This is a genomic window from Streptomyces sp. WAC 04229 (assembly GCF_003947455.1).
Lineage (GTDB): Bacteria > Actinomycetota > Actinomycetes > Streptomycetales > Streptomycetaceae > Streptomyces.
In genome coordinates this window covers 80,265-106,219 of record NZ_QHJH01000008.1, presented here as the reverse complement: position 1 = coordinate 106,219, position 25,955 = coordinate 80,265, and the positions used below count along the sequence as shown (strand labels likewise).

At 69.5% G+C, this 25,955-nt stretch carries 18 protein-coding genes; 11 read left to right on the top strand and 7 right to left on the bottom strand.

What is annotated here, in order from left to right; genetic code table 11:
- Positions 1-28 precede the first annotated feature (28 nt).
- The 3 genes from DMH12_RS04055 to DMH12_RS04045 form a co-directional block, all read right to left on the bottom strand.
- Positions 29-2,233, bottom strand: coding sequence for an MMPL family transporter (locus DMH12_RS04055; protein WP_125490141.1), 2,205 nt, complete (start codon positions 2,231-2,233; stop codon positions 29-31).
- A 188-nt stretch (positions 2,234-2,421) separates the two neighbouring features.
- Entirely contained in the window at positions 2,422-3,327 is a 906-nt protein-coding gene (locus DMH12_RS04050) for a serine hydrolase (protein WP_260474039.1), read from the bottom strand.
- A 99-nt stretch (positions 3,328-3,426) separates the two neighbouring features.
- Positions 3,427-4,599, bottom strand: coding sequence for a non-reducing end alpha-L-arabinofuranosidase family hydrolase (locus tag DMH12_RS04045; protein ID WP_125490140.1), 1,173 nt, complete (start codon positions 4,597-4,599; stop codon positions 3,427-3,429).
- A 665-nt stretch (positions 4,600-5,264) separates the two neighbouring features.
- Between DMH12_RS04045 and DMH12_RS04040 the strand changes: the two genes are divergently transcribed.
- Positions 5,265-6,698, top strand: coding sequence for an endo-1,4-beta-xylanase (locus tag DMH12_RS04040; protein ID WP_125490139.1), 1,434 nt, complete (start codon positions 5,265-5,267; stop codon positions 6,696-6,698).
- Positions 6,699-6,976: 278 nt separating this feature from the next.
- Here DMH12_RS04040 and DMH12_RS04035 read toward each other — a convergent pair whose 3' ends face one another.
- Positions 6,977-7,630, bottom strand: a complete 654-nt coding sequence (locus tag DMH12_RS04035) for a zinc-binding dehydrogenase (protein WP_260474037.1) — start codon at positions 7,628-7,630, stop codon at positions 6,977-6,979.
- Between the two features lie 346 nt (positions 7,631-7,976).
- Positions 7,977-8,642: a TetR/AcrR family transcriptional regulator gene (locus tag DMH12_RS04030; RefSeq protein ID WP_125490138.1), complete on the bottom strand. Its 666-nt coding sequence runs from the start codon at positions 8,640-8,642 to the stop codon at positions 7,977-7,979.
- 66 nt (positions 8,643-8,708) lie between these two features.
- Here DMH12_RS04030 and DMH12_RS04025 point away from each other — a divergent pair, with 66 nt between their 5' ends.
- From DMH12_RS04025 to DMH12_RS03990, 7 genes are all read left to right on the top strand, one after another.
- Complete coding sequence (locus DMH12_RS04025) at positions 8,709-10,223, top strand: monooxygenase (protein WP_125490137.1); 1,515 nt, start codon at positions 8,709-8,711, stop codon at positions 10,221-10,223.
- Positions 10,224-10,871: 648 nt separating this feature from the next.
- The gene (locus tag DMH12_RS04020; protein ID WP_125490136.1) at positions 10,872-12,191 is read left to right on the top strand and encodes a helix-turn-helix domain-containing protein; all 1,320 of its coding nucleotides are present in this window, start codon (positions 10,872-10,874) and stop codon (positions 12,189-12,191) included.
- Complete coding sequence (locus DMH12_RS04015) at positions 12,188-12,925, top strand: toll/interleukin-1 receptor domain-containing protein (protein WP_125490135.1); 738 nt, start codon at positions 12,188-12,190, stop codon at positions 12,923-12,925. Before DMH12_RS04020 ends, DMH12_RS04015 begins: the two co-directional genes overlap by 4 nt.
- On the top strand, positions 12,922-14,910 hold the full coding sequence (locus DMH12_RS04010; protein WP_125490134.1) for a hypothetical protein: 1,989 nt from the start codon (positions 12,922-12,924) through the stop codon (positions 14,908-14,910). The genes DMH12_RS04015 and DMH12_RS04010 overlap by 4 nt, the downstream gene beginning before the upstream one ends.
- Positions 14,907-15,974, top strand: coding sequence for a hypothetical protein (locus DMH12_RS39615; protein ID WP_260474034.1), 1,068 nt, complete (start codon positions 14,907-14,909; stop codon positions 15,972-15,974). The genes DMH12_RS04010 and DMH12_RS39615 overlap by 4 nt, the downstream gene beginning before the upstream one ends.
- A gap of 10 nt (positions 15,975-15,984) precedes the next feature.
- On the top strand, positions 15,985-16,434 hold the full coding sequence (locus tag DMH12_RS03995) for a hypothetical protein (protein WP_125490133.1): 450 nt from the start codon (positions 15,985-15,987) through the stop codon (positions 16,432-16,434).
- 1,494 nt (positions 16,435-17,928) lie between these two features.
- A complete protein-coding gene (locus DMH12_RS03990; RefSeq protein WP_125490132.1) occupies positions 17,929-18,306 on the top strand; it encodes a DUF1330 domain-containing protein in 378 nt (125 codons plus the stop codon).
- A gap of 57 nt (positions 18,307-18,363) precedes the next feature.
- Here DMH12_RS03990 and DMH12_RS03985 read toward each other — a convergent pair whose 3' ends face one another.
- Positions 18,364-19,740: an alpha/beta hydrolase domain-containing protein gene (locus tag DMH12_RS03985; protein WP_221763106.1), complete on the bottom strand. Its 1,377-nt coding sequence runs from the start codon at positions 19,738-19,740 to the stop codon at positions 18,364-18,366.
- 342 nt (positions 19,741-20,082) lie between these two features.
- On the opposite strand from DMH12_RS03985, the gene DMH12_RS03980 reads away from it, so the two are divergent.
- On the top strand, positions 20,083-20,967 hold the full coding sequence (locus DMH12_RS03980; protein WP_125490131.1) for an alpha/beta hydrolase: 885 nt from the start codon (positions 20,083-20,085) through the stop codon (positions 20,965-20,967).
- Between the two features lie 219 nt (positions 20,968-21,186).
- On the opposite strand, the gene DMH12_RS03975 is transcribed toward DMH12_RS03980, so the two are convergent.
- The gene (locus DMH12_RS03975; RefSeq protein WP_125490130.1) at positions 21,187-22,470 is read right to left on the bottom strand and encodes a cellulase family glycosylhydrolase; all 1,284 of its coding nucleotides are present in this window, start codon (positions 22,468-22,470) and stop codon (positions 21,187-21,189) included.
- A gap of 491 nt (positions 22,471-22,961) precedes the next feature.
- On the opposite strand from DMH12_RS03975, the gene DMH12_RS03970 reads away from it, so the two are divergent.
- Together DMH12_RS03970 and manA are read left to right on the top strand one after the other, a co-directional pair.
- Positions 22,962-24,611: a cellulose binding domain-containing protein gene (locus DMH12_RS03970; RefSeq protein WP_185832133.1), complete on the top strand. Its 1,650-nt coding sequence runs from the start codon at positions 22,962-22,964 to the stop codon at positions 24,609-24,611.
- Between the two features lie 51 nt (positions 24,612-24,662).
- On the top strand, positions 24,663-25,898 hold the full coding sequence (gene manA / locus DMH12_RS03965) for a mannose-6-phosphate isomerase, class I (RefSeq protein WP_125490128.1): 1,236 nt from the start codon (positions 24,663-24,665) through the stop codon (positions 25,896-25,898).
- Positions 25,899-25,955 lie beyond the last annotated feature (57 nt).

Sequence of the window (25,955 nt, the reverse complement as noted above, 5' to 3'; positions counted from 1 at the left end):
GGGCTCCTCCGAGCGGGGGGGGACGGGTTCAGTTGCCGGGGAGGTGGCCCGCCGGCGCACCGACGGGGTCGGCACCGTTCTCCTCGGCCGTGACGCCGCGCGGGCCGCGCTCCAGCCGCTCTCCCTCCACGTCGAGGTCGGGCACGAGCCGGTCCAGCCACCGGGGCAGGCTCCATGCGCTCCGGCCGAGCAGGGCGAGGACGGCCGGGACGAGCGTCATGCGGACGACGAAGGCGTCGAAGAGGACGGCGGCGGCGAGCCCGAAGCCGATGGTCTTGAGGATCTGCTCCTCGGATCCGAGGAACGCGGCGAACACCGAGATCATGATCACGGCGGCGGCGGCCACCACCCGCCCGCTGTGCTCGAACCCGCTGATCACGGAGTCCTTGGGCGACTGCCCGTGGACGTACGCCTCGCGCATCCGGGTCACCAGGAACACCTCGTAGTCCATGGCGAGGCCGAAGACGACACCGACCATGAAGACGGGCATGATCGACACGATCGGCCCCGGCTCGGTGACCCCGAGGACGGAGCCCAGCCATCCCCACTGGAAGACCGCGACCACCGCGCCCAGACCGGCCAGCACCGACCCCAGGAAGCCGAGCGCCGCCTTGAGCGGGACGAGCAGCGAGCGGAAGACGGCGATCAGCAGGAAGAACGCCAGACCGACCACCAGGCCCAGGTACGGGATCAGCGCGTCCGACAGCTGCTGCGAGACGTCGGCGTTCATCGCGGTCGTACCGGTGACCAGCACCCGGGTCCCGGTGTCCGCGGCGAACGCCGGATCGCGCAGGGCGTGCACCAGGTCGGCGGTCTCCGTGCTGCTCGGAGAGGCGGCCGGTACGACGGTCAGTACGGCGGTGCCGCCGGACGCGCTCAGGCGGGGCTGCCCGACGGCGGCGACGTCCTCGCGTCCGTCGATCTGCCGGGCGACGCGCCGCGCGGCGGGCTCGGCGCCGGTGTCGTCGTCGGCCTCGACGACCACGGTGAGCGGGCCGTTGTGTCCCGGGCCGAAACCCTCGGCGATCATGTCGTAGGCCCGGCGCTGGGTCGTCGAGGCGGGCTTGCTGTCGTCGCCGGGCAGACCCATCTCCAGGGACGCGGCGGGGAGCGCGACCACACCGAGCAGTGCGGCGCCGGCGAGAAGTACGGCGACCGGGCGGCGGACGACGAACCGGGCCCAGCGCACGCCCATGGACTGCCGCCGTGCGGTCTTCCGCCGCGGGCGGGCCGGGCCGATCCGGCGGCCGCACAGTCCGAGCAGGGCGGGGATGAGGGTGACGGCGATCAGCACCGCGATGACGACCGTGCCGGCCGCGGCCAGACCCATCTGCGTCAGCAGCGGGATGCCCACCACGGCCAGCCCCGCGAGGGCGATGACCACGGTGAGCCCGGCGAACACGACCGCCGACCCGGCGGTGCCCACCGCGTGCGCGGCAGCGTCCTCGCGCCCGCGGCCGCGGGCGAGTTCGGCACGGTAGCGGGAGACCACGAACAGGGCGTAGTCGATGCCGACGGCCAGCCCGATCATCACGGCGAGGCTGGTCGTCGTGGAGCCGAGGCCCAGTGGCTCGGCCAGCACCCGGATGGTCAGCGCACCGATGCCGACGCCGAGCACGGCGGTCAGCAGCGGAAGCCCGGCCGCGAGCAGCGAGCCGAAGGTGAGGACGAGCACCACGGCGGCCACGGCGAGGCCCAGGGCCTCCGAGGAGTGACCGGCGGCCCTGGCGTCGACGGCGTTGCCGCCCGCTTCGACGGTCAGCTCCCGCGAGGCGGCCTGCTCGACGGTCTCGCGCAGCGCGGCGCGGGACTCCTCCGCCAGCTCCGCGGAGGACACCTCGTAGGAGACCTGTGCGTAGGCGGTGGTGCCGTCCTGGCTGACGGACCGGGTGGTGAACGGGTCGGTGACCCGTTCGACCTGAGGATTGGCACCGAGGGCGCGGACCGTCTCCCCGATCGCCCCGCGCGTTTCGGGATCGGTGACCTTGCCGTCCTCGGCACGGAACACCACCCGGGCGCTCGCTCCGTCGGCGTTCAGCTGCGGAAAGTTCTTCTCCAGCAGGTCGTACGCCTGCTGCGCCTCGGTGCCGGGCATGGAGAAGTCGTTGGGCGGCGCGGCGGGAGCCCGTCCGGCCAGCACCCCCGTCCCCACGAGCAGTACCACCCACAGCAGCGCGACCAGCCGGCGCCTGAGGAAGGAGAACCGGCCCAGCCGGGAGAGGAATGTCGCCACGGAAAGGGCTCCAAGTCAGGTCGAGGCTCACAGAAGAAGTACTGGGCCCCGAACCTGTCAGCCCTCCCTGACCGAACTCGGAGAGATGCTGGGAGCCTCCTGAGAGTTCCCGCCGCCGTCACCGGGAGCAGTCGGACATGTCGCATGCCCGGCACGGCCCGATTCACAGAAAGTTCCCGGACCCGCGGTCAGCCCAGACCCGCGAGGTGCGTCCCGATCCGCAGGAAGGCCTGGGCGAGCGGGGCGGCCGGCACGGAGGGCGAGACGACCTGGGAGCCGAAGTGGACGACGACGAGGTCGAGACCGGGTGAGACGAAGAGCCGCTGGCCGTGGATACCGCTGGCCATGTAGGAGTCGTACGGGTCGTTCAGGATCCACCACAGGTCGTGGTACGACAGCGTCGCGGGCGACGTCGAGGGTGCGGCGGGGAAGCGCACGCGACGCGGATAGCCGTCGGGGGCGCAGGTGATGGACCTGACCACCTGTTCCGGCACGACCTGCCGGCCGCCGACCGCCCCGCCGCAGCGCAGCATCTCCCCCACGCGGGCCACGTCCCGGGCCGTCGCGCTGAAGCCGCCGCAGGCAGCCTCGACGCCATCGTCGTCGACGATGTAGTAGGCGTCCTCCTCCGCACCGATCCGGGACCAGACGACTTCGCTCAGCAGGGCCGACGTGCTCGATCCGGTGACGCGGCGCAGGACTTCGGCGAGAGCCTCGACGTTGCCGTTCTCGTAGCGGAACCCGGTGCCCGGCTGTCCGGTGGCGCGGGCGGTCAGGAGGTGTTCGCGGATGGTGGTGGGGCCGTTGTAGCCGAAGGGGCGCAACCGGGGCGCGATGACGGCGTGGTAGCGCTGGGCCTCGAGCGCCTTGTCGTAGGGCCGGCCCGCGTAGCCGACCTGGGTGCCCATGTGCAGCAGGTCCTCGATCCGGGCCTCACCGAAGGCGGTTCCGGCGAGTTCGGGGACGTGGGCGGCCGTCCGGGCGGAGCGGTCCAGGAGCCCGTCGTGCGCCAGCACGGCCGCGAGGAGGCCGACGTAGGACTTGGCCGAGAGGTGAGAGGAACCCCGGCCGTCGCACGGCCGGGGTTCCTCTATGCGGTGGTGTCGGTCAGCGGCAGAACCGGCCCAGCCGCGAACCGCTCACTCACCCGCCCGCGGACCGCGCCACGTCACGGTCACCGTGAACCGGGAAGGTCAGCGTTGCAGGGTGAGGACGCCCGGCCGCCACGGCAGCCGGTTGTACTCGCCGCCCGCGTCAGGGTCCTTGCCCTGGTAGAGGAACCGCAGGTTGCAGGGGTCGATGGTCATGGTCTGGTCGGGGTTGTCGCGGACCAGGTCACCGTGGCTGATGTCGTCGGTCCAGGTGGCGCCGCTGTTGGCCCTGCCCGCGAAGGGGTTGCTCTCAGTGGCGGCCTGCGGGGTCCACGCCCCGTTCAGACTGGAGGCCGTGAAGGAACGGAAGTAGCGCCCGTTCGCGCCCATCGCCTCGACGATCATGAGGTACTGGTTCTGACCCTGGACCTTGTAAACCTGCACGCCCTCGAACAGGTTGGCCTTCGTGTCGCTCATGATCGTCGAGTACGACGAGCCGAAGTTGCCGGGGAAGTTCCCGATCGGCATGCTCGCCCGGTAGATCTTGCCGTTGTCACCGGCGAAGAACAGGTACATGTTCTGGCCGTCGGCGATCAGCGTCTGGTCGATCGGGCCGGTGTCGGAGCCGGAGATGCTCCCGGTGAACAGCGGCTGCGGGGAGGACCAGCCGTTGGGGTTGGTGGGGTCGCTCGACGTGCGGTAGATGAAGGGCCACGAACCCCACTGGTACGCCAGCACCCAGATGTTCTTGGGTGCGAAGTAGAACAGCGTGGGCGCCACCGCGGCCTGGCTCATCGCGTTCTGGCCGGCCGACGCCATGTCCGGCCAGTCGGTGAAGGGACTGAACATCATCGAGCCGTACGACGATCCCGAGAAGTTGGACGCGTAGACCAGGTGCTTGCCGTTGTGCGTCACGGTGGTGAAGTCCTTCACCGCGGCCCACCCGTTCGCCGGCTGCGCCAGTACGCCCGTCGACGTCCACCGGTACGTCGACGGAAGCGAACACGCGCCGTCCGTCGGCGGCGTCCCGGACAGGCCGGTCCGCTTCTGGCTTGTTCCTCCCCAGCAGTCGTAGATCTGCGGGTATGTACCGTTGGTCCGGTCGGCGCCCGACACATCGAGACACCGGTTCGAACCAACGCCGCGCAAGGCGCCACTGGTGGCCGCCTGGGCCGGGGTGGTGGCGACGAGCAGTGCCGCCAACGCGGCCAGGGCCGCAATCATGGTGGTGATCACCGCAGACGGATGCCTGCGGCTCAAACTTCCTCTGCGCATGGGAACTTCCTCAGCCTTGAGACGAAGAGAGTGCCGACAAGAGTTTGACAAGGTCATGACATACGAGCGCATGCGGCACGACTCCTTGCGGCTCCGTTCGATCGGGCGGTGCAGTCGGAGTCGCCCCGCTGCGACGGAACGCCCCGAGTGTTCGATATGTCGAACGCGATGCGAAGTATCGAGCACCCAAATGATAGGGAGCCGGAGAATGGCGTCAACACCCCTCGCACACGTCGCCCTCGGTATCGAAAGATTCGCGTCAGCCCCAACACGAAGCGCCCCACACCACCTCACCGACGCCGACGCATGACCCGTCGATCCCGTCTTACGAAGTCCGACGACATGAGGGTGGCGCGCCGCATTCGATGCCCACCCAGCGGGTTCGAAAGTTTCGACTATGAGACAGAAACTTTTCTTGCCGCAAGGATTGACGATGCGTCATCAACCCCTCGATCATTCCTGTCTGGAAAACGGGCCGCGGCTCGATATCCCGAACCGCAACAGTCTTGGGCAATCCGTACCGCTCGCAGATCCCGCACGACCGCCGTGTCCGTGATCCCGTGCCGCCCGGGCCCCGGCCCGCACCGTCCGTCTGCCGAATGGGGGCGGACGGCGATCCCCTGACGCTCCAGTCCTTCCGTGATGTCCCCTTTGGAGGCACAGCAATGGGCTCGTCCACCTTTCCCAGATCCACTGTCCGCCGGAAGATCCGCGGCCTGCTGTTGGCGCTGGTCGTCGGCGCCACCGGTACGGCCACCGCACTGGTCACGCCGCCGCCCGCACACGCCGCCGAGAGCACGCTCGGCGCAGCGGCGGCGCAGAGCGGCCGCTACTTCGGCGTCGCCGTCGCCTCGGGCAGGCTCGGTGACTCGACCTACACGTCGATCGCCAACCGTGAGTTCAACTCGGTGACGGCCGAGAACGAGATGAAGATCGACGCCACCGAACCGCAGCGGGGCCAGTTCAACTTCAGCGCCGCCGACCGCGTCTACAACTGGGCGGTGCAGAACGGCAAGGAGGTGCGCGGTCACACCCTGGCCTGGCACTCCCAGCAGCCCGGCTGGATGCAGAGCCTGAGCGGGAGCGCACTGCGCCAGGCGATGATCGACCACATCAACGGCGTAATGGCCCACTACAAGGGCAAGATCGCGCAGTGGGACGTCGTGAACGAGGCTTTCGCCGACGGCAGTTCGGGTGCCCGGCGGGACTCCAACCTGCAGCGCACCGGCAACGACTGGATCGAGGTCGCCTTCCGCGCCGCGCGCGCCGCCGACCCGTCCGCCAAGCTCTGCTACAACGACTACAACGTCGAGAACTGGACTTGGGCCAAGACCCAGGCGATGTACGCCATGGTGCGGGACTTCAAGCAGCGCGGCGTGCCGATCGACTGTGTCGGCTTCCAGTCGCACTTCAACAGCGGCAGCCCCTACAACAGCAACTTCCGCACCACCCTGCAGAACTTCGCCGCCCTCGGCGTCGACGTGGCCGTCACCGAACTCGACATCCAGGGCGCCTCGCCCACGACCTACGCCAACGTGGTCAACGACTGCCTGGCCGTCTCGCGCTGCCTCGGCGTCACCGTCTGGGGTGTGCGCGACAGCGACTCCTGGCGATCCGAGCAGACACCGCTGCTGTTCAACAACGACGGCAGCAAGAAGGCCGCCTACACCTCCGTCCTCAACGCGCTCAACGGCGGCAACTCCACGGAGCCCCCCGCGGACGGCGAACAGATCAAGGGCGCCGGCTCGGGCCGCTGCCTGGACGTGCCCAACGCCAGCACCACCGACGGCACCCAGCTCCAGCTGTGGGACTGCCACAGCAACAGCAACCAGCGGTGGACGTACACCGACGCGGGTGAGCTCCGGGTCTACGGCGACAAGTGTCTGGACGCCGCGGGCACCGGCAATGGCGCCAAAGTCCAGATCTACAGCTGCTGGGGCGGCGACAACCAGAAGTGGCGCCTCGACTCCGGCGGATCGGTCGTCGGCGTCCAGTCAGGCCTCTGCCTCGACGCCGTCGGAGCCGGCACCGCCAACGGCACCCTGGTTCAGCTCCACGCCTGCTCGAACGGCGGCAACCAGCGCTGGACCCGCGCCTGACACGGCCTGCCACGCGGAGATCGCCGATGCCCGCGAGGGTCGCCGCCGTGACGGCGGCGGCCCTCGCGGTCGGCATGCTCGCCGCGGTGCATCCGGCGGCGGCTCGCCGCCCCTGCCGACGTGCAGGAGAGGTGTCCGCTGCGAAGGCCGTCCGAGCGTCCGGAATCTCCGAACGCCCTCCCCTTGCCCGCAGGTTCCGGATTCGCCACGCAGTTCGACCACGGTCCACGCCCTCGTACACCGCGGATCGTGCATCCGTCGGGCAGTGCCCTCGCACGTCACGGGACGATTGTGATCTTGCCTACGTGGGTGCCGGCCCGGAACGCCTCCTGCGCGGCGTGGATGTCGCTCAGGGGGAAGCCGGCCGCGACGCGGGGCCGCACGATCCCGGTGCGGGCCAGGTCGGCCAGGGCCGAGAAATGGGCGCGGGTGTGCATGGAGGAGCCGATGAGGCGGAGGTTGTGCAGGTAGAGGCGGCGCAGGTCGAAGGTGACGACAGGGCCCGCGACAGCGCCGGCGATGACCCAGCGCCCGTCTTCCCGCAGGGCGGGCAGGAACTGCTCGACCCACGGCCCTCCCGCCACGTCCGCGACGGCGTCCAGGCCCTCGGGTGCCGTCGCCGCCAGCCGGCGTTCCAGGTCGGCGGGGTCCGCGTTCCTGGGCAGTGTCTCCGAGGCCCCGGCATCCCGCAGCGCGGCGGTCTTGGATGCGCTGGTCAGGGCCACCACCCGTGCCCCGCGAGCCGCCGCGAGCTGCACCAGGGCCAGCCCCACCCCGCCGGAGGCGCCGGTGACGAGCACCGTCTCACCGCTCCGGATCCCCGCACGCTCCAGCATCCCCATCGCCGTGCCGTAGGCGACCGGGAGGGCGGCCAGCTCCTGGTCGGAGAGCGGGGAGGTGCTCATGTCGTGCAGGCGGTCGGCATCCACCACGACGTAATCGGCGAAGCCGCCGTTCCGTGCCTGACAACGGCTGAGCCTGCCGGTTTCACCCACCTCGTTCCCGGCCCGGTGCCTCGGCTGTCACCGGGTCTTCGACGGCCCGCACGGGCCGCTCGCTTCGTCGGCCCCGGCTCGTCCGAAGAGGCAGGCGTCCCGGGCGCTTGGCCGTCAACGCACCGCCGGGCGGTGCCTCATCGGCAGAACGCAACCGAGGTGCGGAGTGTCACCGGCCCATCAGGCGTTGATGGCAGCTGCGGCCGAGGCGGGTGGCCGGCACCGGCTGCACGGGCGATCGCTCACGTCCGCACGGGTACCGCGGCGGGGACCGCCGGCGGGCTCACCGGTGGATGGCACGCAGTCCGTCCAGGAGCAGCCGCAGTCCGAACTCGAAGTGCGCCGTGAAGTCCGTACCGGTGAGCACCGGGAGGGAAGCGGCGAGGTGCGGATACGTGCCTGCCACCACCGCCTCGCGCAGGGCCCCGGCGTCGGTGGGCCCCCCGTCCCCCGGCGTGAGGGCGGCCTGTTCCTCCAGTGTGTGGCCGACGGTGAAGTTGGCCACGGAGTACAGCGCCCGTGCAGCATCGCCGTCACCGAAGCCCGCCTCGCGCAGCACGCCGACGAGGGCGTCGGCGAAGCGCAGGGTGTTCGGGCCGGTCGCGTGCGTGCCGGCGAAGACCCGTGCGCCGTCGCGATGGGCGAGCAGGGCCGTGCGCAGTGCGCGGGCGAGGCACGCCGTTCTCTCGCTCCAGTCACCGTCACCGGCGGGTCCGGCGGCGTCGGCGACGCCGTCGACCATGTGCTCGGCCATCGCGGTGAGCAGGTCCTGCTTGGCCGCGAAGTAGCGGTACAGCGCACCCGCCTGGACGTTCATCGCCTGGGCGAGCCGGCGCATGGTCAGCGCGTCGAGACCGGACTCGTTCAGCAGGTCGAGGGCGGTCAGGACGGTGCGGGTCCGGTCGAGTCGGGCGGGCCGGCCTCTGGTCGGGGTTGACGGGGTGCTCATGGACCCCACTATAGTGAACATCGTTCACGTGAACAGCGTTCATTAAATAAGGGAGGAACATCTCCGATGGACACCGACGTGATCGTCGTGGGCGCGGGCCCGACCGGGCTGATGCTCGCCTGCGAGCTGGCACTGGCGGGCGTACGGACCCGGATCCTGGAGCGCCGCACCGAACCGCAGCGCGACTCGCGGGCGCTCAGCCTGCACCCGCGCAGCGTGGAACTGATGGACCAGCGAGGGCTGCTCGACCGGTTCCTCCCGCTCGGCCGGACCGTGCCTGGCTGGCACTTCGCGGGCCTGCGCACTCAACTGGACTTCAGCACCCTCGACTCCCGGCACGGCTACACCCTCTTCCTGGCCCAGGCGCGAACCGAGGCGATCCTCGAGCAGCGTGCGCACGAGCTGGGGGTGGAGATCAGCCGGGGACACGAAACCCTCGGTGTGCGCCAGGACGGCGACGGGGCCGAAGTGGAAGTGCGCGGCCCCGGCGGCGGCACCGAGACCGTTCGTGGCCTGTACACGGTCGGGTGTGACGGCGGGCGCAGCGTCGTACGGCACGCCGCAGGGATCGACTTCCCCGGTACCGACGAGACCTTGACCGGGGTCCTCGGGGACTTCAAGGTCGTCTGCCCACAGCCCGGCGCTCTCGATGCGGCACGGGCCCGGGGTGTGATCGTCGCGCCCCTGGAGGGCGGGCTCACCCGGTTCGTCTATCTGGACCCGGAAAGGATGCGGGTGCCGGCCCGGGAGCCCGTGACCCTGGAGGAGTTCCGTACGTCGCTCACCCGCATCACCGGCTCCGACTTCGGCGTCGCCGAGCCCCGCTGGCTGTCGCGCTTCGGCAACGCCACCCGGCTCGCGGAAAGCTACCGCTCGGGACGCGTCCTGCTGGCGGGGGACGCCGCCCACATCCATTTCCCCGCAGCGGGCCAAGGGCTCAACACCGGGCTCCAGGACGCCGTGAATTTGGGGTGGAAGCTGGCCGCCGTGGTCGGCGGCTGGGCCCCGCCCGGGCTGCTGGACAGCTACGACGGGGAGCGCCGCCCGGTCGGCCGGTCGGTCACCGAGAACACCGAGGTCCAGACGCTGCTGGCGGAGCTGACGCTGGTCGCGCAGTACCAGCGCCCGGCCGCGGCCCTGCGCAAGCTCTTCGACCAGCTGCTGACCATGGCGGAGGTCAACCGCAGGCTCGCCGACCAGGTCTCCGCGCTCGGCACCCGCTACCCGCCGCCGGACCCGGGCACCGATCCGCTGGTGGGACGGCGCATGCCCGACGTCGGACTGACGGCCGCCGGTACGGGGGCGACACGCGTGTACGAACTGCTCGCCCGGGGCCGCTTCGTCCTGCTCACCCTGTCCGGGGCTCCGACCCCGCGGGAGGCCGTCGCCGCGGGCTGGGAGTCCCGGGTCACGGCCCTCGCCGTCGACCGGCACGACGAGCACGCGGAGCTCGACGGCGTGACCGAGGTCCTGGTCCGTCCCGACGGCCACGTTGCCTGGGCCACCCGTACCCCCGACGACGGCGCACGCGGCGACGAGCGCGCCCGGGCACTGGCCGCCTGGGCGGGCACGCCCTCCTGATGCAGCCGGTCATGCCCGTGAACCGCGTCGGTCCACCGCCCGTGCACAAGTCGTCCGACCAGATCAGCCAGGCCGCCACCGTCGACGGAACCCGGCCCGTACATCTCTCCGGGCAGGTCGTCCGGGATGCGCAAGGGCGCAATTGTGGGGCTCGGCGACCAGGCCGAGCGCGCCCGGCCTCGCCGAAAGGCGTCGACCTGAGCGCTCGTCTTCAGCAGCCCGCACACCGCGGCGACACCGTCGCCACCTCGGTGTCGCGTGTTCGGCGTAGCGGCTCCAGGAAACGTGACTACGTTCCTGACGGTGGAGTGGCTCGTCGGCTGTGCCGCGGGCCCGGCCGTATAGGCGGGGGCACCATGCGCTTTCCTTCGGGTCGTCGTGCGGACCCCATGGTGCCGAACGAACCGCATCTCGGCTCAGGCGCCCGAGTGCCCTCCCACACCCACTGAAACGAAGGCAGCCCACCCGCCAGCCGAAACACGAGCACCGGTCTTCGGGAAACCCAACTGCCCCGCACGAGCTTGCCGCGCCCGCCGTAGGAGAAGGAAACGGGAAACAGCTTCGATCGCCTTGTCCGTCCGGGAGTTGGTGCCGCACTCTTCCGTGCAGTACCGCCTCAGCCCGGACGACCGGGTTCGGGAGGTTCCCGTGCCACATCCGTCCACATCGTTCGGCGAGGAACTGAGGAAGCGGCGTCTGGAGGCCGGACTGAGCCTGACGAACCTGTCCGGTCTCGTGCACTACAGCAAGGCGCAGCTCAGCAAGGTCGAGCGGGGCATCAAGGCGCACAGCCGTGATCTCGCGCGGCTGTGCGACGCCGCACTCGGTGCCGATGGAGCACTGATCGCCCTGGGCACCCCTACCGCTGTCGACTCACCTGCCGTGTCGGCGCCAGGCCGGGTCGAGGAGGAGAACTGGATGATGCAGCTGTCACCGGACGGCCCGAATTCGTTCGGACCCGTGGGCCGGCGGGAGGTGATGAATGCCGGCGTCGCCTCGCTGATGACCTGGAGGTCGGACGGATCAGGTCCGGCTTCCCCAACCGCCGGCGCGGGCATGCTGGAAGCCTCACGCTCCCTGTTCACGCACTACCGCAGACTCGGCCAGACCGTGGATCCCGGCCTGCTCCTGCCCGTTCTGATCGCGCAGACACACACGCTGCGGGAGCTGTCGGCGCAGAGCGACAGCGGCACCAGGCGTCGCCTGCTGGCACTCGGTTCCCGGTACGCCGAGTACGTGGGCTGGTTGGTGCAGGAGACAGGGGACGAACGTGCGGCGCTGTGGTGGACACAGCGTGCGGTCGACCTGGCCGCCGCCGGCGGTGATCAGGCACTGGCCGGTTACGCGCTGGTCCGTAGGGCGTTGGTCACGCTGTACAGGGAGGACGCCGAGCAGACGATCGCGCTGGCCCGCCGGGCGCAGAGCGACGTGCTGCCGTCGCGGATCCGCGGTCTCGCCGCACAGCGCGAAGCGCAGGGTCACGCCCTCGCTGGTGATGTCGGCGCCTGCCTACGTGCCCTGGACCGGGCTCGTGCTCTGCTCGCCCGCCAGGAACGCACTGCCGAAGGTGCTGACGGCCCGGTGATCGGCTCCATGCACCTTCCCGATTCGGTCGGCATGGTCACCGGCTGGTGCCTCGTCGATCTCGGTCGACCGCGCGAAGCGGGCGAGGAACTGGATCGCCAGCTCACTCTGGTCGGCCCCGACGCGGTGCGTACGCAGGTCCGGTACGGCGTACGTCGCGCGCTCGCCTATGCCTGCGCCGGCGAGATCGACCACGCCTGCGCGCTGACGGAGCCACTGCTCGACGGCGTGACGGCGGTGCGCTCGGCGACTGTCACGACCGACCTCAGACGGCTCGTCAGGGTGTTGGGTCGCTATCCGGACCACCCGCCGGTACGTCGGTTGGCACCGCGGCTCGGCACCTTGTCACGCCCGACCATCCCTCTTGAGGAGTCACCGTCATGAGCGAGATTTTCATCAACTACCGCACAGGAGACGGAGAGAAGACCGCGGCTCTACTGCGTCAAGGACTGTCGCACCGCTTCGGTCCGGGACACGCGTTCCACGCGTCACAATCCATCGTCCCCGGTGAAAGCTGGCCCGAACGGCTGTTGGCCGCGGTACGGCGCAGTTCCGTACTCCTGGCCATCATCGGTCCGGACTGGACGAACTTCCGTACCCGGTTGGAGGATCCCGAGGACTGGGTGCGCAAGGAGATCGAGGAGGCTTTCGAGTGCGAGGTTCCGGTGGTCCCTGTCCTGGACGGACGCAAAACCAGTCGGCTGAGTAAGGCTGATCTGCCGCACGCGTTGCAGCGGCTCGCCGATCTCCAGTCCATCGCGTTCGACTCCGGTGACACCGAGGTGTGTGTCGCGCGCATCGGTGACCTGATGGCCGACCTGGTTCCCGGCCTTGAAGACCGGTCCGGGACAGAGACGGGGACGCCCGCGCCGGGCAGCGTTACCAATTCCATCGGGACCGTGAACGGTACAGCCGTACAGAGCCGTGACTTCAGCGGTGACGTCGGCACGGTGGTCAAGGGCACCCACGGTCCTGTTCACACCGGGAACGGCAACATCTACTCGCATTCACGTCATGTCTCGGGTGGAGACGGGATGACGTACTCCGAGGGTGACCACCACGGCGCCGTCCAGCACCGGTTCGGTGAACGGGGCGGACGCGAGGACGAGGACCGGTGAGCCAGCAGACCAGTACCTGGGTCCGGGACTCGGGCGTCACGGTCACGGGCCCCGGCGACGTCTACATCGGAACGCAACTGCAGGACTCGGACAAGCCGGCGTTCCGCCGCATCGCCGAGGACCAACTCCACCGACTGCGCTACGTACTGGTCGCTCCGCCGCGCATGGGTGAGGCTCGTGCCGTACTCGCCGACACCGGCACCGTCATCCTGGACGGTGCCCCGGGCATCGGCCGGTCGGCTACGGCCCGTGTACTGCTGCACGAACATCACCGGGACAGTGGTGTCTTCCACGAACTCCTGCCCGGTGAGGAGGAGGAGCTGGCCCTCCAGGACCCCGCTCTGGTCGGGACCGGTGATCAGTTGCTGCTGGATCTGTCCGCCGCGGACGACCGCCGCTGGGCCGCGGCCCAGGCCGACCTCCCGGCGCTGCGCAAGGCCGTGCACGAGCAGCGGGCTCACCTGGTCGTGGTCATGCCGACCCGCGGCATTCTCGACCCGGACCTCCAGTACTGCCGTGTGGAACTCGAACAGCCACCCGGAATCGGCGTTCTGCGGCGGCATCTGCGCCTGCACGGTGTGCCGCCTGAGCAGTATCTCCGGCCGGATGGCACCGTCACCGGGTTCCTGACGGCGAACAGGCCGATGCGGGAGATCGCGGAATTCGCCGACCTGGTGCGCCGAGCACGCGAGGCCGGTCAGCCCGGAGACGGATTCGGTCAGTGGTGTGAGGCGGCCCGGCGAGCGCGAAACGACGGCCGACGAGAGGCCGCCGCGCTCGTCACCAAGCTACGGGAGGCGCCCCAACGGGCCCTGATGATCGCGGTGTCCATGCTGCACGGGGCGCACGCCGATGTCGTTCACCGCGCGGCCGAGCAACTGCTGAGCGCCCTCGGGCCTCCGTCGGAGGGCGACTCGCCGCTGCAGCACCGGGACCTCGCCGAGCGACTCCATGAGATCTCGGCCACTGCCACCCTCAACGGACAGGTCCGGTTCGAGAGGCTGGACTTCGACTCCGCCGTTCGTGCCCATTTCTGGGACCACATGCCCGATCTCCGCCCTCACCTCGGCACCTGGGCCGCGAGCGTGGTGGAGCTGAACGACCCGCACGTCGTCCCCGTCGTACGCGACGGCCTGGTGGAACGAGTGGCCGGTGAATATCTGCGGACCGGACGTGCGGACGGGCTGGGGACCCTCATCGAAGGCTGGAGCACCGGTGGGACGAGCCGCCCTCGCCTGGAAGCGGCCGTTCATGCGCTCACCTGCGGGTTGGCGGACCCGGTGCACGCCAGAGCCTTCCGTGAGCAGATCTACCAGTGGTGCGCCAAACGGAGCCTGAAGGGGGAGCTCGCGCAGGTGCTGGTCCGCGTCTGTGCCGACGTCCTCGCGACCAGTCATCCCGATCAAGCCCTGGTCAGGCTCTACCATCTGGCCCGGCGCGAGCGCGGCACGACGCGTGCCCGGCAGGCGCTGTGCGAGCTGGTGGCGCGCAGCCGCCGACTGCACCGCGTGCTGATCGACCGTCTCGCCCATTCCGACTTCTCACCCGCCAATCTCGGGATCTTCCTCCAGGCCAGCGACCCCGGACTGTTGACGCAGCACACCGGCACCTCGCACACGCTGGTCGACGAACCGGGCGCACAGGGCTCCCTGACGACCTGTTGGCACGCAGTGCTGGCCGAACTGCCGCCTCCGCAGTGGCAGGCCGAAGTACGCCGTTGGTTTCACTGGGCGGCCGCCGACGCCGGACCGCACGGCGGGCTCCTGCTCGACCTCCTCGTCAGCGCGGCACAGCGGTGCACAGAGAAACGGGGCAAGGTCTTTGCTCTGCTGTACGCGTGCGCCCGAGACGCCGAGCGCACCGGCCCGGGAGATGCGGCGCGGGCCGCGGAGATCACCGGTCTGCTGCTCCGCAAGATCAGCGCGGCTCAAGGCACCGCTCCGGCCACACCGCCGACGACCTCACCCGGGGGGACTCGACCATGACCACCGCACGGAAAACCACAACCGTCTTCCTCACCGTTCTGAGCGGCCTCCTGCTGAGCATCGTCGGTCTGACTCAGCGGTGGCCGGTATGGACTTGGCCACTGCTGGCAGTGCTGCTGCTCGTCGTCCCCGCAGTCGTCTTCCGGATCGCCGCGATACGCCGCGGCACAGTACCGGTGGCTTTCGAGGAACAGCTCACGGCCGCCCCCGTGGAACGCACGGAACACCGTGTCAGCCGGGTCGTGCTGCCCAGCAAGTGGGCCGACTACGACTTCGTCTTCTCTGCGACCGTGCGTTGGTACCTCGCCGACGCTTCCGTGAGGGGCCCCGTTCTCAACCCGGCGGGTCTCGCCGTCGACGCGGTCCTGAAGCGGGCCCGCGCCATCACCGAGCAACGAGAACCAGTCCGGGCCTCGCTCGTCGAGCAGGAACTGTCCGGCGCCCTCAGCCGGATGCTGCCCGAGCCCACCGGGCACCTCCAGGCGATGGCGGAGAACATCCAGCTCGTCCTGGCGGAACAGGACCAGGAACGCCTCGACAAACTCGCCGACGTACGCAAGGACGAGGAAGTCTGGGTGCACCAGCGCAAGTACGAACAGAGCAGGCGCCGGTACCTGGGCGAGGACGTCCTCAAAAACACCGGCAGCGCCGTGGTCTGGTGGCTCACCAAGAACGACGAACACGTGGAACATACGGTGCACGACCTGGCCCTGCTCGCTCAGCTCACCTCGGCGGCCAACGACACCGACATTCCCGAACGGCTTCGGGAACTGATCTCTCAGCAGGCCGGCGAGCCGACGACGTCGGACTTTCCCAGGGCGGAGCCTCCCTCAGCGCCGCAGGGACGGGAGACGGCCACGATGCATCTCTCCGACTTCCTGAACAGCATCGGTTTCACCGACGGTGATGTACGCCGTCCGATGCTCGCCGCACAGATCGCCGGCCTCATCAAGGAGCAGAACCGCCACGAGACCGCCGAGGAGATCCAGCGCCACTTCGATCCGCCGGCGTCCCTCACCCCGGACGACGACGAGGCACCCGCCTCCGGCTCTCCCCTTACCTAGGAGAAGACATATGGACAGCGAACTGGCCGTACTCGCGGCGTCGGGTGCCACCACACTGGTCTCTCTCATGGTCACCGATGCCTGGACACACGCCCGGGGACTTGTCGGGCGGTACCTGACCCGCACAGGCGCGGACCCCGGCACGTTCGACGACCTGCAGGACGCGAGGAACCTGCTCCTCGCCGCTGACGCCACGGAACGTGAACGGACCGCCCGCGAGATCAGCCGACGATACGGTGGCCGTCTGCGCCGACTCGCGGAAGCCGATGACGGCAGCGGTGAGGCCCTGCGTACTCTGCTGACCTCGTTACTACAACTCTCGGCGTCCGCGGCAGACAGCCGGCGCACGGTGGACAACCGCATCAGCGGTGGAGTCCAGCACGGCCCCGTCGTCCAGTCGGGCACCGTTACTGGGCTGACCTTCCACGTGGATCACGTCGATCCCACGGATCGCCAGTAGTGCCGGCGCAGCGAGGGCACCTGCCCGGCTCGGATGATACGGGTGCCGTGGCAACGCGAGTTGACCGCCCCGCGGCAGCCGCGTAGAGCTACGCGACGCCCGATGCTCACGGCACCCCGGAACCCATCCGGCGAGGTCGCCGTCATCGTCGGCATTGCGTCGAGCGACGGGGCGGGAATCGGCAGGAGGTGTCCGTCGACCCAGGTCCCCCCCGGTTGGCCCAGGAGGCGTCGATCGCGACAGAGCCGGGTACGAGACGCCGTGGCAGAGGCCCCAGTGCGGCGCGTCGAAGCCCTTTGATTGGCACAGCCCGATACTCCCGAACCAGCCAATGCGGCCATGTGGGGGTGGCGTTCGAAAGCTCGTGGGCAGGGCACGCGCGTGCCCTGCCCACGAACGTCAGGAAACGGGGAACCAGACCGCCAGACGCTTGGCAATCCATTCCTGGCATCGCGCAGTCGGAGATGGTGTCTCGCAGCTATGGGCGGAGGTCCAGAAGCGACTTCCGCTCCGGGCGTCGTCCGAGCGTCAAGATTCTCCGAACGCCCCTCTCCGTGCGTCACCCATGCAGCACCTCGCTCACGGAACCGCAGGTCAGCATGGTGCGAGGATCAATCCCCCGCTCAAAGCGTTACTCATGGGGAAACAGGTCGAGCAACCCACCCGGACGACAAAAGCGCAGGTCAGGACCCCTTGCCTGCAGGCTCCAGAATCGCCACGCACTCCACATGATGCGTCATCGAAAAGATGTCGGCCTGGACGCTGCCGGTAAAGTGCCAGGTCAGGGAGTCTTCCGAGTCCGGCTTGAGGACCGGCGGGCACCCAGAGCGTCAAACGAGCGTCACAGCCGTACGTCAATTCGACCTCGGTGATCATACGCCCGTGGCAATCACGCCTCTTGGTGCAGCGGAGCGCTCAGCATGCGCACGGGCGCGTGCCGGTGCGGACGACCGTGAAACGGTACGGGTGACCCGAACGACGAGCGGGTGCACACTCATCCCCGTTGCTCCGCGATGGCAGGCCGGGGAAACAAGGCGATGACCGCCGCGAGCGACAGGAGTACCGCGAGTCCTGCTGCGGACGCGGCCTCGGGAACGAAGCCCGTGACTCCACTGCACCCCGGTCGGCGGCGAAGTCCGGTCAGGAGGGAGGTCCAGCAGGTTCTCCGTGCGGGTGAGCGAATACGCCTGAGCGCGGGTGAGCAACACTGCTGCCCTTTGCAACCTGCTTTTCGAGCCCGGCCGTTGGTGAGCCGACGCTGGCCAGTTGCCACATGGGCGGCATTGTTGTCGCCCTGGCCGGGTCGGCAGGCGACCGCGCCATGCTCTGGGCGCACTCCCCGAATGCGGGTGGTGTCTCCGCAAGCTTGCTGATTGCGATGGCACCGCTCAGAGCAAGACGTACCGACTGGATGGTATCCCGCGCCGGATTGCCCCTAAGCTTCGGGCGTCCCGCCGGCCGTCACGGGCCGGACCAGACGAAAAGGAGGCCGCTATGGCCGTCGATCCCACGGGCGCGGCGCTCGCCGGACTGGGCGCGCACACCCCGGACGGGCCCTTTGTCATGCTGAACCTGTTGCGCTTCGCTCCCGGCGGACGGGCTTCGTACGCCGACTACTCCCGGCGCGCGGCCGAGTTCCTGCACCGGTACGGCGGCGAACTGTTGTATGCCGGGGACGGCGGCACCCCCCTGGTCGCCGAGGACGGCCAGGCGTGGGACGCCGTACTGCTCGTTCGCTACCCGAGCCGGGAGGCATTCGGCCGCATGGTGGCCGACCCCGGATACCAGGAGGTGACCGCGCTGCGGAGCGGCGCCCTCGCCGAGGCCGTGCTCCAGCCGACCGTGCCCTGGGAGGGCCGGCGGCCACGCTGAGCCCCGCGTCATGCCGCGTACCGCGGCGGGGGCCGGGCCGCGCCCCCGCCGCGCACCTCAATTCAGGTCCGCCTTCGAGGACAGCGCGTCTCGCAGATTGGCGCGTGCGTCGGCAGGCAGCAGATGGCCGTGCCGTACGGCGCGGACGTCGGCGTCGACGACCCGGGCGACGTAGCCCGCGTGGGTGGGGTACAGGCGGTCCAGTTGCGCGGCGGTGAACGGCACATGCGTTCCGAACAGCACGCAGAAGGTCTCCCCCGTGTTGTCCCCGGTGTTCAGCGCCCTCGGGACCTCCACCTGGGACAGCCTGATTCCGCCGAGGGCGAGTCCGTGGGCGTCGCGGGCCTTGGTGCCGTCCGCGGAGAACCGCAGCCCCGGTGCCGACGGCGGGAGCACCTTCCGCTCCACCCACCGCTCGAGGTGGCTGTAGGCGGCGGCGATCACATGATGCAGGGGCACCTCGCTGAACGGCGGACGGTCGCAGGCGAACTCCGGTGCGGCACCGAGGTCGCGGGTGAGCAGCGGTTCTCGGGATGCCTGTCCGAAGCGGCCGGAGTGCGCGGCGCCGGCCACCTCCCAGCGCCGGTAGTGGTCGTCGTCGGGGCGTCGGACCGGCGTGCGCACATCGGTCTCCGAGAGCACGTGGAAGACGGGTTCGTCGCCCTCGCGAGCGGGGGCCTGGCCCACGATGAAGCCGTAGCCGTCGAAGACCGGCTCCGTCTGCGGGAGCACGTGGTCGTAGTACACCGTCATCCGGCCCGCCGACTGCGAGGCGCCGATCCCGAGGATCGTCTTCGCGCGGAGGGGGCCCAGCAGCCCTCCGGTCCCCGTGCGCAGGGCCCTGGCGGCCTGCGCGTACACGTCGTAGGACAGTTCGTCGGCCGTGAACCGCCCGCCTCCGGTCACGTCGAGGCCGCCGTAGCGGGCAGGGCTCCAGGACCTGAGCTGGTCCACGCCGACGCGCTGCGCGGACACCCCGACCCAGACCTGCCCGGCGCGCGTGATCTGGTCGGGTGCCCACAGGGCGTCCAGGTCGTAGCCGCCGCTGACGTTCTGCCACTCCGTCAGGACCGTGCCGTCGAACCGCGCCGGGTGGGCGGGCCTCCGTATCACGACGCGCGTGGTGTACGGCACGTCCTCGGCGAGCCGTGCACCGGTCGGGCTGTAGGCGTCCGCCCGGCCGGAGAGGAAGAACTCCTGCTCGACGTAGCCTGCTTCGGCCAGCCCGGGCGCGGACAGCCAGGGATAGGTGCCCGCCGCGTCCGGCGCTTTCGGATCACCCGGCACGGTCCCGGGTACCGGCCCCTCCACAGCCGGTGTCCCGGCCTCGGCCTGCGGAGCCTTCGGCGTTGCCGCCGCTGTCGCGCCGGTGCTCGCGACGACGACGGCCAGTGTTGCCGCGGCCAGTTTCAAGGTGGTGCGCCACGTTCGCAAGGGCTTGCCCCTTTCCACGTTCCTCCGCCGGCGGGCGGATCCCGCCATCCCGGGCCACGGTGCCCCTGAGCCTCCCAGCACGCATCGGTGGGATCACCAGCCTTCACGGTGGCCGAGCCTTCGCGCCCTCGGCCGGGCTGCCGTACCGCGACACGTACGGCCGGCTCGTGGGGGCGGGCAAGGTGCAGGTGCCGAGCAGCGGCGGCACACCTCACCGGGCGCTCCCCCGCATGACTGGTGATTTCGCCGATGGCCGTCAGCCGCCGGTGCGCTTGTCTGACACGTCAGGCCAGGCGGTGAAGTCCTCGAGGTTTCACCGCGCCCCCTGACAAGGAGACATGCATGAGAAGCACGAGCTCTCGTCCCGGGTTTCTGCGCCGTCGCGCTCTGCAGGGCCTGACCTCCCTGCTGCTGGCGGTCGGGCTGAGCGCGGGCGGCGTCCTGACCGCCGCGCCGGCCAGCGCCGATGAGATCGGCCAGGCTCCGACCCCGGCCAACATCATCGGCAACGGAAGTTTCGGTGTCGCGTCGACCGGCATCGGCAACCCCTCCGGATTCGGAGGTGGCCAGGCGTACTACCCCACCACGCCTGGTACCTACCCGGTGATCGCCGTGGTTCCCGGCTACCTGTCCTACTGGTCGAGCATGAGCTGGATCGGCCCCCGCCTGGCCTCCTGGGGCTACGTCGTCGTCGGCATCGAAACGAACACGATCTACGACCAGCCGGCCAGCCGCGGCAGCCAGCTGCGCTCCGCGCTCAACTGGGCGGTCAACTCATCCCCCAGCGCGGTGCGCTCACGCGTGGACGCCAACCGGCAGGGAGTGGCCGGCTGGTCGATGGGGGGCGGCGGCTCGCTCGAAGCCCTCAAGGCCGACACCAGCGGAAGGATCAAAGCGGCGGTCCCGATCGCTCCCTGGAACGGTGACAAGTCCTGGCCCGAGGTCAGTGAGCCGGTGGCGATAGTCGGCGGCCAGTCCGACTCCGTGGCACCGGTGGGATCACACTCGATCCCGTTCTACAACAGCCTGCCCGGGCAGAAGGCGTACGTCGAACTCGGCGGTGCCGACCACTTCTTCGTCAACCGGGACAACGCGCACCTGTCCTGGATGCTCGTGTCGTGGTTCAAGCGGTACCTCAACAACGATGCCCGCTTCACCGCGTACACCTGCGGCTTCGACGATGCAGGCGTCCCCGGCGTCTCCAGTTTCCGCACCAACGCCTGCTGACGGAACGCTTCTCGCTCCCCTTCCCGGAGACGGGGCACAGGACCGCACCGTCCTGCCCCCGGCTGCCGGCGCGCGACTCACGGGAGGCCGAGCACGCGCCGTAGCGGCCCCAGGCGACCCGAGGTCGGCACCTCACGTCCGTGGTGAACGTCTGCGTCCTGCGGCCGAATGCCCCGCCCCTGGGACTTCCCTCGGGCGGGGCATCACCGCATCCGTCGGTCAGCGATCCGCAGCGCTGCCCCGGACGACACAGGACCGGCTGTTCTCCCAGCCCCACCCGTCACCGTCCGGGTCGGAGGCGCTGCCGTTCACGCAGTACGAGTAGCCGTTGGGCGCAAGGCCGCCGGAAACCACGCACGAGCTGCTGTTCTCCCAGCCCCACCCGTCACCGTCCGGGTCGGAGGCGCTGCCGTTCACGCAGTACGGGTAACCGTTGGGCGCGGTACCGCCCGTGCCACCGTCGTCACCGCCACCGTTGTCACCACCACCGTCGCCGTACACGGTGGCCGTCTTGGAGGTGGCGGCGATCCCGTTGCTGCCGTTGAAGAAGCGGTCGCCCCAGCTGGTCAGCGAGTTCGGGTCGAAGCCGTTGACCATGTCGAGGTACTCGACACCGCTGCCGTTGCCGCTCCACGACCAGCCGATGTAGCCGACGCCGAGGGACTGGGCCGTCGCCATGATCGCGCCCTCGTCGGGGTTGCCGTCGCTGTGCTGGTCGCCGAACTCACCGACGACGATGGGCAGTCCGTTGCCGACGAAGGCGTTCAGGTAGTCCTGCACCTCGGCCGCTGTGTCGTAGACCCCGTACATGTGGATGGAGAAGATGGTGTTGCGGTCGGGGTCGGAAGCGAAGACCGAGGCCGCGTTGGACCGCATCGTGCCGGACCAGTCCTGGCCCCAGTTGGGCGCGTCCACCATCAGGGCGTGGTCGATGCCGGCACCGCGGAGCTTGCCGATGGCCGACTTGGTGGCGTCGGTCCACGCGGTGTAGTTCGTGTTGCCGAAGGGCTCGTTGCCGATGTTGACGACGACGTAGTCCTCCTGGCCCTCCAGCGCGCTCTTCACGCTGATCCAGTAGTCGGCGGCCTGGTCCAGGCTGGTGGCAGCGCCGTCCTCGCCGTACCCGGTGGTGTCGTGCACTTCCAGGACGCAGATGACCTTGTTGGCCTTGCACTGGCCGATGAGCGTGGAGACCTCGGACGCGCTCGTCTTGGTCCAGCGGCCGCCACTGCCGAGCACGACCCGGACGGTGTTGGCGCCCTTGGCCGCGATGTCGGCGATGGAGCTGGTCTGCTCGGGGTACCAGGTGTAGGCGTGGTTGACGCCGCGCATGACGAACGCGTTGCCGTTGCCCTCGACGACGCGTCCGTCGCTGACGTGGATACCGCCTTCCGCCGCCTCAGCCTTGCCGGTGGACGGCCCGGCGAGCGAGAGGAGCAGCCCGAGGACGGCGGCGAACGCCATCCCCGCCGTCGTGATGAGCGTGCTTCTTGGCTTTCGCATGTGTCTCCTCGGGTGAGTGGGACGGAGTGACGGCACCTGACCCGGCCTGGACGCACCGTGCCGACGCATGCGAATGACAACGATGTCAGGTGGCGGGAAGTACCGCCCGACACAGGCCCTCACAGGCGTCGGAGGTTGCGAAGCAGGCACCGCGCAAGCGGTGTGACGGGTCGTGGAGGCGGCCGGAAGTGGGCCGCGACCGCCCAGCGCCACACCATGAGGCACCGGATGTTCCATCCATGTCAAGAGACGGTTCAAGATTCACATCGGCGAGCCAGGAAGCCTGCGAAAGGTAAACCGCTAAACTTGCTGCCCAACCCCAAGAGGCGCCCATGAGTGGGCATTTACCAGCAGGAAGAGACTCTGCGCGACTGATTGACAGCCGAAGTAGCCGCCTCTACGTTCCTCCCCGGTTAACCGGTACATGCAGTCATCCTCCGAACGGGAGAGCCGCTATGCATGGTCACCCCCTCCCCTCGACCAGACGGTGCGTGACGCCTCTGGTGCTCCTGCTCGTGGCCGCGTTGGCGGGCGCGTGTCTGTCGCTCATGCGCCCGCCCTCGGCCTCGGCCGCCGAGGACTCCTTCGTCACGCGCTGCGGGATCCGCTTCTGTCTGGACGGGGAGGAGTACTACGTCGCCGGCGCCAACGCCTACGACCTGTTCACCTTCGGGTCGGGCTCCGGCGACACCGAGACGCAGTACATGGACAAGGAACGCATCGACGCCCACCTCGCCCGCATGCGTGACGACGGTGTCGACGTCGTCAGGCTGTGGATGTTCAGCCACGAGAGCTGGCACGGCTTCGAGAAGTCCGAAGGTGTCTACGACGAGCAACAGTTCGCGCTCTTCGACTACGTCATCGAGTCCGCCAGGACGCACGGGCTGCGCCTCATGCCGGTCTTCGAGAATTACTGGGAGGCGTATGGCGGCATCGACACACGTTTGCGCTGGGAGGGGCTCTCCGGTGGCCAGCCGGCCCGTGCCGCGTTCTTCGACAAGGCCCGCTGCCCGGGATGCTTCACGTCCTACAAGAACTACGTGAGCCACGCCCTCAACCGGACCAACCACTACAGCGGCGTCAAGTACAAAGACGACCCGACCATTTTCGCCTGGGACCTGATGAACGAGCCGCGCTACGAGGGCCAGAGCGACGTGGAGAACGTCCAGGGGACCACGCTGCGTGCCTGGGTCGACGAGATGGGGGCCTTCGTCAAGGAGATCGACCCCAACCACCTGCTCGGCGCCGGCATCGAGGGACACGGCACGCAGTACGGCTTCGGCGGCGACGAGGGCAACCCCTTCGTCCATCTCCAGCAGTCGCCGTACCTCGACTTCACCTCGGCGCATCCCTACCCCACGGAGCACTGGGCCGACCTGCCCCTGGACGAGACGAAGGAACTGATCCGGGCCTGGATCACCGACTCGCACGAGAAGGTCGGCAAGCCCTTCTTCATGGGCGAGTTCAACGTCCACAACGTCGACCGGGCGGCCTGGTGGAGCGAGATCTACGCCGACTTCGAGGCGGCCGGCGGCGACGGCAGCGCCTTCTGGTGGTATCAGGACCGCGAGATCGACGGGAAGTTCGGTGTCACCCAGGGTGATCCGGAACTCGACGTGTTCCGCGCCCACTCCGACCGCATGGCCGCCAAGAGCGGTCACACCTCCCCCACGGGCTCCCCGACCTCCTCGCCCTCCACCGGAGAGCCGACGACGACCCCTGAGCCGACCACCACACCGGACCCGACCGGCACGCCCACCGCGTCACCCACGGCCGGTACACCGTGCCGGGTCGACTACCGGCTGTCGGACTGGGGGGCCACCTTCAACTCCGACGTCACCATCCACAACACCGGCAGCACGACGCTCGACGGGTGGGAGCTGTCGTTCACCTTCCCCGGCAGCCAGTCCATCACCCAGATCTGGAACGCCACCCACGTCCAGGACGGTCGCAGCGTGACCGTGGCCCATCCCTCCGGCTACAACACGTCCATCGCCCCCGGTGCGACAGTGAACTTCGGGTTCAGCGGCGCCTCCCAGGCCGGCACGAACGGCGCCCCGGCCTCCTTCACGCTGAACGGAACGGCGTGCTCATCAGCCCGATCCGAAAGTCGACGACCCACTACTATACCGGTTCAATAACAGGGGTCGGAAAACCTGCGGAATCTGTTCGGACGCGGTTAACGTACCGCCGTGGATCTACTTCAACCGATCATCAAGCCGTACGCATGGGGTTCACGTGACGCACTGGCCCGGCTGCAAGGAAGGAGCACCCCTTCGGCCGGGCCGGAAGCGGAGCTGTGGATGGGCGCGCATCCCTCCGGCGCCGCGGGGACGACCCGCGGCGGACAGGCCACGACACTCCTGGACGTCGTGGCCGAAGACCCGCACAGGGAGCTGGGAGCCGCATGCGTCCGGGAGTTCGGGGACAGGCTGCCGTTCCTGCTCAAGGTGCTGGCCGCCGAGCAGCCTCTGTCCATACAGGTCCACCCGGACCGGGAACAGGCACGCTCGGCCTTCGCCGCCCAGCAGGCCGAGGGCGGAGGCGGCCCCTACGCGGACGACTGGCCCAAGCCCGAACTGCTCCACGCGCTGAGCCGTTTCGAGGTTCTGGCTGGTTTCCGTGACCGCGAGGAGGCCGCACAGCTCCTGGAGAACCTCGGGGTCGACGGCCTGCGTCCGGTGATCGGACTGCTGCGTGGCGGTACCGACGCGCAGGGCCTTTCCGAGGCCCTGCGCGCTGTCCTGGAACGGGCGCCGGACGAGCGCGCGCCGCTGGTGTCAGCCGTCGTGGAATCGAGTCGGCGCCTGGCACGGTCCGCGAACCCCCATGCCGCCGCGTACGCCGCGCTGGTGCGTATGGCGCGACATCACCCCGACGATCTCGGCCTCGTGGCTTCCCTGCTTCTGAACCACCGCGTCCTGGAGCCCGGCACGGCCCTGTTCATGCCGGCCGGCGGACTGCACGCCTATGTGCACGGTGTCGGCCTGGAACTGCTCGCCAACTCCGACAACGTGCTGCGCGCGGGACTGACGGCCAAGGAGGTGAACGTGCCCGAACTGCTGCGGATCACCAACCCGGCGGTGCGCGTGCCCGTGGTCACACCCACCGGGGTCGCGGGGCCGGGACCCACGTGGCTGTACGACTGCCCGGCGCGGGAGTTCGCCCTCTACAAAACCGAACTCGACGGCTCTCACGGACCTCTCGTGCCCGCGTCCGGCCCTCGCATCGCCTTCTGCGCGGACGGATCGGCCCGGCTGTCCACGGGAGGCACCGAACCACTGCGCATCGCAGCCGGCAGTTCCTGCTTCCTCCCCGCCTCGGACGATGACGTCCTGGTGGAAGGCAGGGGCACCCTGTTCGTGGCCGCCGTCGGCCTGAGCCCGGACAAGCCCTCCTCGCTCGTTCAGGACTCTCCTTCCCATTGACTGACAACGTTGTCGCCCCTGCGAGTTCCTCGACACCGCACCGCCCGGTTCGAGGCC